The organism is Mycolicibacterium hippocampi (genome assembly GCF_010723735.1).
In the GTDB taxonomy this organism is placed as follows: Bacteria; Actinomycetota; Actinomycetes; order Mycobacteriales; family Mycobacteriaceae; genus Mycobacterium; species Mycobacterium hippocampi.
The window spans coordinates 2846718-2860346 of record NZ_BLLB01000002.1; the positions used below are offsets into that span (position 1 = coordinate 2846718).

At 66.5% G+C, this 13629-nt stretch carries 12 protein-coding genes; 5 read left to right on the plus strand and 7 right to left on the minus strand.

From position 1 onward, the window contains the following. Position 1 precedes the first annotated feature (1 nt). A complete protein-coding gene (locus G6N53_RS14785) occupies positions 2-883 on the plus strand; it encodes a phosphatidate cytidylyltransferase (protein WP_163889506.1) in 882 nt (293 codons plus the stop codon). Between the two features lie 37 nt (positions 884-920). Beyond that, entirely contained in the window at positions 921-2027 is a 1107-nt protein-coding gene (gene rlmN / locus G6N53_RS14790) for a dual-specificity RNA methyltransferase RlmN (RefSeq protein ID WP_163889508.1), read from the plus strand. Here rlmN and G6N53_RS14795 read toward each other — a convergent pair. The 5 genes from G6N53_RS14795 to G6N53_RS14815 all read right to left on the minus strand — a co-directional run bounded on the left by G6N53_RS14795 (position 2024) and on the right by G6N53_RS14815 (position 9368). Further along, a complete protein-coding gene (locus tag G6N53_RS14795; protein WP_163889510.1) occupies positions 2024-4909 on the minus strand; it encodes a hypothetical protein in 2886 nt (961 codons plus the stop codon). The genes rlmN and G6N53_RS14795 overlap by 4 nt on opposite strands. 618 nt (positions 4910-5527) lie before the next feature. After that, a complete protein-coding gene (locus G6N53_RS14800; RefSeq protein ID WP_163889512.1) occupies positions 5528-5941 on the minus strand; it encodes a nuclear transport factor 2 family protein in 414 nt (137 codons plus the stop codon). 86 nt (positions 5942-6027) lie between these two features. After that, positions 6028-7512, minus strand: coding sequence for an aldehyde dehydrogenase family protein (locus tag G6N53_RS14805; RefSeq protein WP_163889515.1), 1485 nt, complete (start codon positions 7510-7512; stop codon positions 6028-6030). Positions 7513-7576: 64 nt separating this feature from the next. Beyond that, on the minus strand, positions 7577-8122 hold the full coding sequence (locus G6N53_RS14810) for a TetR/AcrR family transcriptional regulator (protein ID WP_163889516.1): 546 nt from the start codon (positions 8120-8122) through the stop codon (positions 7577-7579). Positions 8123-8213: 91 nt separating this feature from the next. After that, positions 8214-9368 carry a phosphotransferase gene (locus tag G6N53_RS14815; RefSeq protein WP_163889518.1) on the minus strand — a complete coding sequence of 385 codons (1155 nt, stop codon included), beginning with the start codon at positions 9366-9368 and terminating at the stop codon, positions 8214-8216. Between the two features lie 86 nt (positions 9369-9454). Here G6N53_RS14815 and G6N53_RS14820 point away from each other — a divergent pair, with 86 nt between their 5' ends. Next, positions 9455-10642: a CaiB/BaiF CoA transferase family protein gene (locus G6N53_RS14820; RefSeq protein ID WP_163889520.1), complete on the plus strand. Its 1188-nt coding sequence runs from the start codon at positions 9455-9457 to the stop codon at positions 10640-10642. 5 nt (positions 10643-10647) lie between these two features. On the opposite strand, the gene G6N53_RS14825 is transcribed toward G6N53_RS14820, so the two are convergent. Beyond that, positions 10648-11244 (minus strand): TetR/AcrR family transcriptional regulator, encoded by a 597-nt coding sequence (locus tag G6N53_RS14825; RefSeq protein WP_163889522.1) that lies wholly within the window; start codon positions 11242-11244, stop codon positions 10648-10650. Between the two features lie 44 nt (positions 11245-11288). Between G6N53_RS14825 and G6N53_RS14830 the strand changes: the two genes are divergently transcribed. Together G6N53_RS14830 and G6N53_RS14835 are read left to right on the plus strand one after the other, a co-directional pair. Continuing rightward, positions 11289-12542, plus strand: a complete 1254-nt coding sequence (locus tag G6N53_RS14830; RefSeq protein WP_163889524.1) for a cytochrome P450 — start codon at positions 11289-11291, stop codon at positions 12540-12542. Positions 12543-12578: 36 nt separating this feature from the next. Beyond that, complete coding sequence (locus G6N53_RS14835) at positions 12579-12770, plus strand: ferredoxin (RefSeq protein ID WP_163889527.1); 192 nt, start codon at positions 12579-12581, stop codon at positions 12768-12770. 28 nt (positions 12771-12798) lie between these two features. Here the strand turns inward: G6N53_RS14835 and G6N53_RS14840 are convergent, their stop codons facing one another. Next, complete coding sequence (locus G6N53_RS14840) at positions 12799-13626, minus strand: thioesterase family protein (protein ID WP_163889529.1); 828 nt, start codon at positions 13624-13626, stop codon at positions 12799-12801. Between the last annotated feature and the right edge of the window lie 3 nt (positions 13627-13629).

Below are 13629 nucleotides of genomic sequence, written 5' to 3' on the forward strand. Positions count from 1 at the left end.
GGTGACCGATCAGCAAGCGATTCCCGTGGGAGAGAAGCCGGTCAACGAACCGCCGCAGAAGAAGGCGTCGCGTGCCGGGCGCAACCTGCCCGCTGCCATTGCCGTGGGGGTGCTCCTCGGCGGCGGGCTGATCGCCATCCTGTTGTTCGCGCCCTACCTGTGGCTTGCCCTGGTCGCTGTGGCGGTGGCCATCAGCACCGTCGAGGTGAGCCGGCGACTCGAGGAGGCGGGCTATCACATCCCGCTCATCCCGCTGCTGGTCGGTGGGCAGGCCACGCTGTGGCTGACCTGGCCGTTCGGTCCGGCGGGCGCGCTGGGCGGGTTTGCGGGCACGGTCGTGGTGTGCATGATCTGGCGTCTGGTCGGGCGGGGGCTCAACCATGCGCCGCAGAACTACTCCCGCGACATCAGTGCCACGGTGTTCCTCGCCACCTGGGTCCCGCTGTTCGCCAGTTTCGGTGCGCTGCTCATCTACCCCGACGACGGTGCGAACCGGGTCTTCTGCCTGATGCTCGGGGTCGTCTTCTCCGACATCGGCGGATACGTGGCGGGGGTCCTGTTCGGCAAGCACACGATGGCGCCGGCGATCAGTCCCAAGAAGTCCTGGGAGGGCCTGGCCGGTTCGCTGTTGTTCGGCGTCACCGCGTCCGTGCTGGCAGTGATGTTCCTGCTGGACAAGCCGTGGTGGGCCGGCCTCGCTCTGGGCGTGATGCTGGTCATCACCGGCACGCTCGGCGACCTGGTCGAGTCGCAGTTCAAGCGCGACCTGGGCATCAAGGACATGAGTAATCTGCTGCCGGGCCACGGCGGGATGATGGACCGTATCGATGCCATGCTGCCCTCGGCCGTGGCCACCTGGATCGTGCTGACCCTGCTGGCCTGAGCAGGGGAGCTCCGGCAGGTGCGATACTTGGGCGCACATGTCTGATTCTCCCGCGGCCCTGCCGCTCGTCTTCGACCCGCCGCGCCGCGCCAAGCCACCGCGGCACTTCGCCGACCTGGACGAGGCCGAGCGCACCGCGGCCGTCGCCGATCTCGGACTGCCGGCGTTTCGCGGCAAGCAGCTGGCCAATCAGTATTATGGCCGGCTCACCGCCGACCCGGAGCAGATGACCGACCTACCCGCGACAATCCGCACCCAGGTCGCCGAGACGCTGTTCCCGACGCTGTTGACGGCGACCCGGGAAATAGAGTGCGATGCCGGCCAGACCCGCAAGATGCTGTGGCGCGCCGTCGACGGGACGACGTTCGAGTCGGTGCTGATGCGCTATCCGGACCGCAACACCGTCTGCATCTCCTCGCAGGCCGGTTGTGGCATGGCCTGCCCGTTCTGCGCGACCGGTCAAGGCGGTCTGCAACGCAACCTGTCGACCGCCGAGATCCTGGAACAGGTACGGGCAGCGAGTGCCGAGCTGCGCACCCGCGAGGGTGGCCGGCTGTCGAACATCGTCTTCATGGGCATGGGCGAGCCGCTGGCCAACTACAACCGGGTGGTTGCCGCGGTCCGAAGAATCACAGAATCGCCACCGAATGGATTCGGCATCTCGGCGCGATCGGTCACCGTCTCGACGGTCGGGCTGGCGCCCGCCATCCGTAAGCTCGCCGACGAACGACTCAACGTCACCCTGGCGGTGTCACTGCACACCCCCGACGACGAACTGCGCGACACCCTGGTGCCGGTCAACAACAGGTGGAAGGTCTCCGAAGTACTCGATGCCGCCCGCTACTACGCCGACATCACCGGTCGGAGGGTGTCGATCGAGTATGCGCTGATCCGCGACGTCAACGATCAGCCGTGGCGAGCGGATCTCCTCGGTAAGAAACTGCGCGGGGCGCTCGGTTCGCTGGTGCACGTCAACCTGATCCCGCTCAATCCGACACCGGGCAGCGAGTGGGACGCCAGCCCGAAGCCAGCCGAACGGGAGTTCGTCAGGAGGGTCAGGGAGCGCGGCGTGTCGTGCACGGTGCGTGACACCCGCGGCCGCGAAATCGCCGCTGCCTGCGGCCAATTGGCCGCCGACGGCTAGCTCAGCGGGTAGTCGACGACATTGGCGACCGGTCCCTGAGCGGCGAGGCCTGATGCCGCTTCGATCCACTGGCCGGTGACGACCATGGTGAGGTTGGGCAGGTTGACGATGTAGTCGCCGTAGGTGCGGAGGTAGGGATCGCCGATGTAGATGGCGCCGCCGTAATCCGGGAGCAGATTCTGTACGACGGTGCTCGACTCCGAATCCTTGACCTGGACCGAACTGTTGTACAGCACCGAGGCTTCGATCTCGATCTGCAGGCCGACGAACACACCCGCCTTCTCCTTGAGCTTGACGCCCCCGCCGGCGGCCCAACTCGCCGACTCACTCTTTGTGGTGGTGACGGTGTAGTAGTACGAGTTCGTCTGGGAGCCATAGTTGTTCTGCTGCTGGACAGGTCCCGATGTCGGCGCGTTGTAGTAGGTGTCACCGGTGGCGTTGACCCCGCACGAACCCGGCATCGATCCGTTGTAGCCCGGTGCGCAGGCCACGTCGACGGCCGCAGCCGCAAGGTTCGGGTCGTCCGTGACGTCCATTCGGCCGGGGGTGGCGTACGGGTAGATCAGGTACATGACGGCGCTGTCGCGGTCATAGCTGCCCGACATGCATCCGGCGCTCTGGCAGGTGACCCGGGGTGCACTGCCCCCGTTGAAGACCTTCAGCTCCGCCGAGGCGTCGATTCCCGTCGCGTTCGTCCACGTCACATACGCTTCCTGGTCCTGGAAGACGTTGTAGTCGACCTCGATGTAAATCATCTGGAACGGTTGCAGGACAAAGCCTGTCTCCGGGGAGTCGTCTTCTTCGTATTCGCCGGTGATGCTGTCGAGTGTCTGCGCGTACGGCGTGAGGTTGACCACCCGGATCGTCTGGGAACTGACGGCGCGGCCGGCGAACAGGATGTTCGGCAAGATCCGAAACGCGTCAACCTGATCCCGTAGGTAGCCGCCGATGATGCCGAAGAGGGACTTCGGTGTGGCAGCGGGTATCGGGACGGGTGCCGCGATATCAGGCGGGGACTCGAAGCCGACGGCAGCGGTCTCCGGCGGAGTGGGATCTGAATTGGAGTCGGGAGATGGATGCGGGCCGGTCCCGATCGGCCAGTCGACAGTGGTATAGGTGACCGCGACCGGGTTTCCGTCCTGGTCGATCACGCCCGAGGGTGCCAGACTGACGTATTCCACGTTCGGAATCGTGATGGTGACGCCCGAATTGGTCAGCGTCATGTTGACGTAGTCGTGATACTCCGGGTACTGCACATAGATCTGGCCGTAGCTTCCGGGCGGCACGTCCAGATCCACCTGGGACTCGGTGGTGAAGCCGTCGCTCCAGCTGTGCCCGTACTTCTGCTGCACCAGCGCACCGATTTCGGTCTGGAACGCCAACGGACCGAGTGCGAAGTTCAGTGAGGTGCCGGCGACCACCTTCAGGTTTTCCTCGACACCGCTGGTTTTGGTCACCTCGTGGACAACCTTGTACCTGTTGGTCGAAATGACGCTTCCGGCGTTGAACAGTGTGTTGCCCACCTGCTTCGGCGCGCTGAGCCTTATCTGCTCGTCGACGACCTCCTGGGTGCAGCTGCCCGTCACCTTGCACAGCGCCGAGGCGACAAGCGCTTGCCCGACGGGGTCCGTGCTGTCGATGGTGAGCATGGTGCCGGCCGCCGGCAACAGCACCAACGTCTGCCGGAGTGAGATGAGCGAGGGGCCACCGATGGATTGCGGGGTGTCGAAGATGACGGTCTGTATGCCGCTGTTCGTCGTCGACGCGGTGGCGCCGCCCGCGTCGACGGCGACGGTGACGGTCGTGGAGCCGTCCGACCACTTCATCGTGCCTTCGTAGGTCCAGTCGTTGTCGTGGTAACTATTGCCCTGGTAGAAAGCCAGCTCGACCTGGCGAGCGTTGTCGAGGGCGAATCCTTCCTGGGGGCCGTAGGTCAGCGGAAGCTTGGTGTCGAGGTCGGTCAGGGTGACCCGCCTGCCGGTCAGGTTGAGGACGGTGACCTCGTTGCGGACCCACGGAAGAAAGATGTCACTGGTGGGATTGCAGACGCCGTCCCGGCACGCTCCGGGAGGGACGGGGTCGGCGCGGGTGCCCAGTATGAGGCCCCCCAGCTCGGTCAGAAGAGTCCCAAAGGGCTTCAGAAGAGTGTGTACAGCCAGCGCCACACGGCTGAACGGAAGACTCATGTCCAAGGTCGTTTCCGAGACGGCGACAACTGGCACAGGAGCTCGGGTGCCGGCGTTGTCGTCGGCCGCTTCGTAGCGCGGGGCGGCCGCCGGAAGCCATTGTGTGGCGGACGTCGCGGTGTCGGCCGGCGGTGTGGGCCGAACGTCCGATGTCACTGTGGGCGCCGCCGCCGTTTCCTCATCGTCGGCGCCCACGTTGTCGGCTTCCTCTGCGGATCGCCGGCGGTCGCCGCGCTGCTCGACCGGAGCCGAAGCCTCCGAGTCGTCGGCTTGTGCAGTGACACTGGCCGATGCCGAATCCACTGCTGTGGCTTCGGATTCCGATCGTTCGGTGAAATCTCCCGGGGTCGGCTGATCGTCTGCCGTGATCGGAACGTCGGCCTCCTCCGACTTCGTCGCCAAGCTGACCGAAGGGTTCGGGAGCGGATCAGTGTCTTGCTGCGCTTCAGAGTTTCTTCCGCGACGTGACGACGGCAGGCTGTTTTTCGGCTGCTGAGCACTGCTGCCCGCGTCGTCACCGTCGGCGGCAGCGGTGTGCGGCGTGCTGCGTTTGCTCTCGGAGGTCGAGTTCGAATCCGACGTTGACGTCGAGCGGTCGTTCGCTCCGTCTTCGGCGTGCGCGACGCCGGCTCCGCCGACCAGTGCCGCGCCAATGCCCAGCGTGATCGCCCCCGCTCCTAGCCAGGCATAGGGCACGATCCGCGACCTCCGAACATCTCGACGTGCCCCCTTCGCTGCTGCGCTGGTCTGCCGGCGTCGTGAATGAGCTGACATCAAGGCCTTCTTCCCACCATCAAGTGCAGCAGCAAACCTGCCCACGTCTAGGGCGCAGCTATTCCTACCACACCAAGGCGGCAATTTCGTCGCAGAGTGAGCCTCGGGCCCGAAGCCGCTGTAGTGCGGTCTACGTTGCAGGTCAGGCGATCCCGAAACATAGGGCATCCGTTGAGCCGCGTAGTCGACCTTTCGCCCGGCACGCCGACTCCGGCGTTCTGTCGACACCAGCCGGTAACCAGAGCAAATATTGACGTTCACTCAAAATTCGTCATCGCACAACTCGTCGCCTGCGACGGCGTGACGGGGGACCGGGGCCGGATCTCTTCGCTCACGGGTCGGGCATGCGGGCCGACGTGACCGGCAGGCGTCCGTCCGCCGAGAAAGCGCTCATTTGCGCGTGACACCCCACCGGCGCGGATCGCCGCTGTCTGCGGCCAATTGGCCGAGGGCTGAGCGCGCGCACGAGAGTCGAGTTCTGCAGGCCTGCACTCGGCAGTTGTCTGCAAAAGTCGACTCTCGTCGTCAGCGCGGCCGGATTCAGCCTGTGTCTGGAGCGTTGACGAACCAGACGTTCTCTTCGCGCAGGTGGCGGCTGCGCCAACCGTCGGGCGTGCGCACCAACTCGTGATGGTAGTAGCCGCCGCACGAACTCTGTTCCGGCATCCCGGGCAGTTGCATCGGGTTGTAGAACATCGCCCGCACAGTGGCCGACGTGCCGTTGTTGTCGAGGATCTCGATGTTGGTGATGTAGTGCATGCTCCACGGGATCGCGCCGAACCCTGCGGCGAGCCAGTCGGCGACCTCGTCGCGGGAGCCGACGGCCGCGCCGGCCGACGAGTAGTCGATGTGGGCGTCGGCGGTGAACACCGACCGGTACAGCTCCCAGTCCTTGGAGTCGACGGCCCGGGCGTACCGGTACAGCAGTGCGGCGATCTGTTCGGCGTCACTCATATCCGTGGTTCGCTCTCAAGCGTCGCTCATATCCGTGGTTCGCGCGCAAGCGTCGCTCATATCCGTGGTTCGCTCGCAAGCGTCGCTCACTCCGGCATGCCGATGGTCTTGGCCTCCAGGTACTCCTTGTAACCCTCGTCGCCGTTGCGATAGCCGAGCCCACTCTGCTTGGTGCCGCCGAACGGGCTGCCGATGCCGAAGTGGCTCTTGCCGTTGATCGTGACGTTGCCGGTGCGCATCCGGGTCGCCACCGCGAACGCCCGGTCCACGTCGCCGCTGCTGACCTCACCCGACAGGCCGTAGATGCTGTTGTTCGCGATCGCGATCGCCTCGTCGTCGGTGTCGTAGCCGGTGACGGTCAGCACCGGACCGAAGATCTCCTCCTGTGCCACCTGCGAATCCGGATCGACGTCGGCCAGCAGCGTCGGCTGGGTGTAGTAGCCGACCGGCAGGTCTTCCGGGATCCCACCGCCGGTGACGAGGCGGGCGCCGGAGTCGATGCCGGAGCGGATCAGGCCGAGGACCTTCTGCCGCTGGCCTTCGCTGATCTGCGGGCCCTGCATGTTTCCCGGAGTCCACGGATCACCGACGGGGAAGCCCTCCATCATCCCTTTGAGGATCTCGATACCTTCGTCATAACGACTGCGGGGCAACAGGATCCGGCTGGGAAGGATGCAACTCTGCCCCGACATCACGCACGCCATCATCGCCGCCATCGGCAACGCCGCCGAGAAGTCGGCGTCGTCGAGCACGATGTGGGCGGATTTGCCCCCTAGTTCCAGCAGCGTCTTCTTCACCGTCGGGGCGCCGGCGGCCAGGATCGCGCGCCCGGTCGCGGTCGATCCGGTGAACGTGATCATGTCCACCCGCGGGTCGGCCGACAGCGCGGCGCCGACGTCGTTGCTGTTGGACACCACGACATTGAAGACGCCCGGTGGGATGTCGGTTTCCTCGGCGACGATGCGTCCGTACTCGCTGCCCGACCAGGGGGTGAGCTGTGCCGGCTTGAGCACCACGGTGTTGCCGGCCATCAACGCGGGGACCGTCTCGGCGACGTTGAGGTAGAACGGGACGTTCCACGGCGTGATCGCGCCCACGACGCCGACGGCCTCGTAGTGGATCTTGCGCCGGGCGGGGCCGAGCTGGGTGGGGTGGACCCCGGTGTCGACCAGGTACTCGAATGCCTTGCCGTGCTGGGCCCAGTGCTTGACTTCCTCGATCGGACTCTCGATCTGGGAACCCGACACCGTCACCGGACAGCCGACCTCGGTGATCAGGATCCGGCGCAGCCGCTCCTTGTTGCGTTCCAGCGCGTCGTGCAGCTGGGTCAGACAGTGGTAGCGGAAATCGAGGTCGCGGGACCAGTCGGTGGTGTCGAACGCCCGTCGAGCCGCGCCCACGGCGCGGGCCATGTCGTCGACGGTGCCGTCGGTGGCCCGGCCTGCCACCTGTTCGCTGGCCGGATGAACGACATCGAATGTCGCTTCACCCGCGGTGAATTGCAGTTCGCCGTCGATGAGCATCCGCTCGTCCCCGGCCAGCACGCCCGTTTCAGTCTCCGCTGTCGTCATGCCGCTAGCTTTACAAGTTTTTGTCCGAGTGTCACGCATTCCTGCGGACTTTCTCGAGCGGTCGTCAGCTGGTTCTGACCCCGACCGCGTGCCGGAGCTGCGCCAGGAACTGGTCGTCGTCGTCGCTGCGGACGATGTAGTGCGACACGGCGACGCGGATCGCCGTCGCCGCCTTGACGGCTCCGTTGGGCCCGGGCAGCAGCTTCTCCAGCTGGGTGCGCATGGTCGGGATGATGTGCGCCAGCCTGCCGATGACGACCTCGGGTTCGATGTCGACCAACCGCACGCCCGAGTAGGACTGCTGGTATTCGACGATGAACCGCATGGCGGCGTCGACGCGGTCGTTGCCGCGTAACCCCGCTGTGGCCCGGGCGATGCCGGTTTCGAACATCTCGCGCTCGTAGATCCCGAAAGCGTCGAGCAGTTCCTGCTTGGAGGCGAACCAGCGGTACAGCGTCGGGCGGGACACCCCGGCCTGCAGCGCCACCTCGGACAGGCTCAGCTTGGTCTGACCGCTACGGCCGAGCACCTCGGCGGTAGCGACCAGGATCCGGTGCCGCGTCGAGGTGTCCTCGGCGGCGTCGGATGCTTCGCGTGCGGGTTCGTTCACGACCTGGCCTCGACTGCAGCTTGCGGTGGGGTTCGCTGTCGATCGTAGAGGGTTCCGGCCGTCGTGACCGGCGCCCGGCCGGGGGTGTCGCTCACAGAGCCTTCTCCAGCAGCGCGACGGTGTCGAGGTCCTCGAGCGCGGCGAGGCTGCGTTCCACCCCTTTCATCGCGATGTCCTCGGCCTGCATGCCGCCCATGCCGGCGGTGATCACAGCGGCGACGTACGGGTACAGCGCGCCCTGCCGGTAGCGGTCCCACAGCTCGTCACGATCCAGCTCGGGTCCGCCCGCACCGGCCAGCGCATCGCGGTAGACATCGAGCAGGTCCCGCTGCGTGGCCTGGCGTTGCTCACTGGTCATGCTGGTGACCAGGGTGTAGGCCAGCTCCCGGCCGGGGTGGCCGCGACGCACCGCCTGCCAGTCCAACAGTCCCGCCTGACCGTTGCGGAAGTACAGGTTCCCCGGATGGGCGTCGCCGTGCATGACGGTGTGGGGAGGACGGTCGACGAGTGACGCGACCGCACGGTAGTGCTCGTCGATGAACCGGCCGCGCTCCAGCGGTAGGTCGGTCCGCTCGGCGAGGCGGCGCGACGACGTCTTCAACAGCGGACCGGTCAGCATGGAGGCACTGTCGGCGGAGGCGGTGTAGAGCCAACCCAGCGGACCCCTGCCGGCCTGCGCGGGCAGGCGCTCCCAGTACGTCGCGTGCAACCGGGCCAGCAACTCGACGACCGATGCGGCCCGGTCCGGGTCGATCGGGTGCAGGGTGTCGGGAAACTCGCAGGGCGCGGCGGAGATCGACAGGTCTGCTAAATCTTCCAGGACGAGTACGAACCTGCCGGTCCACGGATCGAACTGAGAGCCGTAGCAGAGCGGAACGCCGGTCAGTTGTGGTGCCAGCTGGCGGTAGAAGCGTGTCTCGGTGTCGGCCAGGTTGCCGAGTTCACCCATCAGTCTGGTGGCGACGGTCTCGGCGGCCATCTTGACGAAGACGGTGGCGGGGACGTCTGCACCGGTGAGCGCGAGTCGCGCCCGTGAGGAGGTGCCCGCATCGCCGCCGAGCAGCGTCACCGACGTCACGACGCGCCCGGTGAGCTGTGACATGGTGAGCGCGTCGAGGTCGCCGACGGTGCGCGGCATCGACCGCAACCGGCCGATCGCGGCGTCGGTGGCGATGCGTCCCACCCCGCGGCCCAGGTGCGCGGCCAATCCGGCGACAGGTGCGATCCGGTTTTCCAGGACGGACACCTCGAGCCTCCCTAGGCTTGGGCTGTAGCCCCTACGGGCTTACAACAGTGCGGCCTTTTGTAATGGTCGCGGAGAAGGAAGGCTACATGGCCGGACCGCTGGAGGGCGTCAGAGTCGTCGAACTCGGTGTCTGGGTGGCGGGTCCCGCCGCCGGGGGCATCCTGGCGGACTGGGGCGCCGACGTCGTCAAGGTCGAACCGCCGACCGGTGATCCCGCCCGGATGTTCGGCCGGATGCTGGGCATCGACCCGCAGGATCGCCACCATGTCAGCCCGCCGTTCGAGATGGACAACCGCGGCAAGCGCAGCGTCGTGCTCGACCTGAACAGCGCCGAAGGTCGGCGCCGGGTGCAGGAACTGCTCAGCGACGCTGACGTTTTCATCACCAACATCCGCACCGGCGCGTTGCGGCGCATCGGGCTGGATTTCGAGACGATCACCGTCGACAACCCGCGCCTGGTCTACGGGTTGATCACCGGCTACGGAACCGCCGGACCCGACGCCGACCGCGCTGCCTACGATGTCGCGGCGTTCTGGGCGCGCGCGGGACTGGCGCACCTGCTGACGCGGCCCGGGGACTCACCCCCGTTCCAGCGGGGCGGGATGGGCGACCACATGGCAGGCATGACGCTGGCCGCGGCGGTGTGTGCAGCGCTGGTCGCGCGGGGTCGTACCGGGGCGGGGCAACTGGTGTCGACGTCGTTGTACCGCCAGGGCGCCTACACGGTGAGCTTCGACCTCAACACGTTTCTGATCACCGGACGTTCCATCGCGATCGGGCAGCGGGAGTCGATGGGCAACCCCTGCATGAACAACTACACCGCGGGAGACGGCCGCCGGTTCTGGCTCGTCGGCCTGCAGGGGGAGCGGCACTGGCCCGCGCTGTGCGCCGCGATCCAGCGCCCTGGCTGGCTGACCGACGAGCGGTACGCGACGGCACGGTCGCGGGCCGCCAATGCTGTGGAGCTGATCGGCGAACTCGACACGATCTTTGCGGGCAAGTCGCTCGACGAGTGGGCCGAATCCTTTGCCGCACAGCCGGATCTGTTCTGGTCGCCCATCAACTCGATGGAGGATGTGGCTGCCGACGAACAGTTCCACGCCGCCGGCGGCATCGTCTACGTGCCTGACGACGACTCCATTGTGCCGATGGTGGCCTCGCCCGCGGATTTCTCCGCCACCCCGTGGGAGGCGCGATCCTGTGCGCCCGGACTGGGTGAGCACACCGAGGAGGTGCTCGCCGAACTGGCCGGGCGGACGAATCGTTTGGCGTAACAGGGTCAACCGTCGGCGGTCTCACTGCTGGCTGGGGAAGGAGCGTGGTGTCTCACGTGGGCCGCATGACGCAGCTGGGCGAGGAAGTCTGCGCTGTCGTCGCTGCGCACCAGGTACTGGGAGATCGCCACCCGCACCGCGGTCGCCGCCGACAAGGCAGCCTCAGGCCCCGTGCACAGGCGTTGCAGGCGCTCCCGCATCAGCGGCAGCACCTCGGCCATCCGCTTGATGACCTGGTCGGGTTCGATGTCCACCATGCGCACACCGGGATAGGACAGTTGGTACTCCACGATGACGCGAAGGGCGGCGTCGAGCCTCTCGTGGGCGGGCAGTCCGGCGGTGGCCGCGGCGATGGCGTGCTCGTAGTAGCGCCGTTCCCACACCGCGAAGACGTCGAGCAGCTCGCGCTTGCCGGCGAAGTAGCGGTAGAGCGTGGGCCGCGAGACGCCGGCCTGGGTGGCCACCTCGGACAGTGACAGCTTCGTCATGCCGTTGCGGCCGAGCACTTCTGCGGTGGCCGCGAGGATCCGTTGCCGGGTCGGATGGTCGGGATCAGGGGGATCTTCTGGGCCGTGTCGAGCATGAGGCGACACCTGCGGCATGGTGACAGCTTTACAAATTATCGCCCGAGTGTCACGCTAATTCTGTGACAGCACCCTCGTTGCATGAGCGTGAGCACAGCTCGATCGACATCACCTCACACGATTTCTGGAGCCAGCCGTTCGCGGTGCGCGACGAGACCTTCGCGCGGCTGCGCGCCGGTGACGGGCTGACCTGGCATCGGCCGTTCCCTTCGCTGTTCCCGATGGAGGAGCCCGGCTACTGGGCGCTGACCCGACGGGCCGACATCGCCTATGTCAGCCAGCATCCCGAGCTGTTCACCTCCGAGCGCGGCGTGGCGCTCGACCCGATGCCTGCCGACATCCAGCGCTTCGCGTCGTTCTTCCTGACGATGGACCCGCCGCAGCACACCACGTATCGGCGGCTGATCAGCTCGGCGTTCACGCCGAGAAACGTCCGCCAGATCGAACAGCAGATCCATCGCGGCGCGGTGGCCATCGTCGACGATCTCGTCGGCGCGGGCGACATCGATTTCGTCGCAGACTGTGCGGCGCGACTGCCGATGTTGACCATCATGGAGATGCTCGGTGTACCGGCGGCCGATCAGCCTGCCGTGGCCGAGGCCGCCGAGAAGCTGTTCTCGATGAGCGACGACGAGTACAGCTCCATCGAAGAGCGGGCCGCCAACACCATCAACGAGATCATGCTGCTATCCAGCACCGGCGCCGAGTTGGCGAAGTTCCGCCGCAACAACCCCGGCGACGACCTCATGACCAGCATCGTCAACGCCGAGGTGGACGGTCAGCGGCTCACCGACGAGGAGATCGGCGCGTTCCTGATCCTGCTGTCCTCGGCGGGCAACGACACCACCAAACAGACGACCACCCATGTGATGATGGCCCTGGTCGAGAACCCCGACCAGCGAGCCTGGTTGATGGCGGACTTCGACAACCGGATCGGCACGGCCGTCGAGGAATTCGTGCGGTGGTCCACCCCGGTGCTGCAGTTTGCCCGCTTTGCCACCCAGGACACCGCGATCAACGGCCAACCCGTCGCCGAGGGCGACAAGGTCGGACTGTTCTACTGCTCGGCCAACCGCGACGAAACCGTCTTCGACGAGCCGTGGCGGTTCGACCTGGCGCGCTCGCCCAACCCGCATCTGGGGTTCGGGGGTGGCGGGCCGCACTTCTGCCTCGGTAATCAGCTCGCGAAGGCTGAGCTGCGAAACCTGTTCCGGGAACTTCTGACTCGCTGCAAGACCATCGAGTTGGGCGAACCAGACCTGCTGTACAGCAGCTTCGTTCACGGCGTGAAGCGGCTGCCTGCGCACGTCCGGTGACCCACTGGGCGGATCGGACACGAAAAGGGAAGCGTGATGAAGGTCGAAGTCGATCTCGCCAAGTGCACCGGGCACGGCATCTGTGAGTCCATCGCCGAAGAGGTCTTCGAGGTGCAGGACGACGGCACGGTGATGATCCACGACGCCGAGCGCCCCGAGTCCGATCGGGAGCGGATGCAGCAGGCCGTCACGCAGTGCCCGGCCGCCGCGCTGAAGATCACGGACTGAGGCTTCGCGAAATACTATTCCGCGAGAGTCATTTCGAGGGCCGGGGGCGCACCAGGACCGACTGCTGGATCGCGCCGACCGCACCATCCTCGTCGAACAGCGTGCCGATCGTCGTGCCGATACCGTCGGGCCCGTAACTGGTCTCGGCGCGGATGCCGATCCACTCACCCTCGGGCATCCGGTGCACGTGCACCGCCAGATCGGTGTTCAGGAACGTCCACCGGCGGATGTCGAGCTTGGTGCCGATCCCGTTCGCGTCGTCGGCGACGGCGAACAATCGCTCCAGGGGCGTCATCGATTCACCCTTGACCAGATCGACCTCCGGCCTGATCCAGGATTCGCCGGGACCGTCGCCCATCGGCTTGGTGAGCCAGCGCCAATCCAGGCTGTGGACATAGTTTCGGTCCCAGTCCTTCTTCATGTCCCTGCCGACCGCCTCGGCCACCGGGCGCAGTGGCGGCACGGGCGCGTGCACCACCGCGGCGGTGTCGAGGGTCTGCAGGCGCCACCCACTGGCCCGGGCGACCGGCCGGGGTGCGCCGTCGGGGCCCGGCGCCAGCATCTCGGCGGTGATCAGTTCGATCTGCCTACCGGAGCGTTCTCGCCGCGCGCGAACCCACAGATCGCCCTCGGCGGGCACCGGACCCAGCAGATCGACCAGGACACGGCTGAGCCTGGTGTCGTCGCGCGCCTCGCACCGCTGCAGTCCACGGACCAGCAACGCCGAGACCGGCGCGGCGTGCTGGATGGCCGCAGACCAGGTGCTGCGGACGAAATCGGTCGCGGTGAACCGCTCGCCGCGAGTACCGCCGACCTCGACGTCGCCGTCGACCAACTCGTAATACGAATCCGACATCTC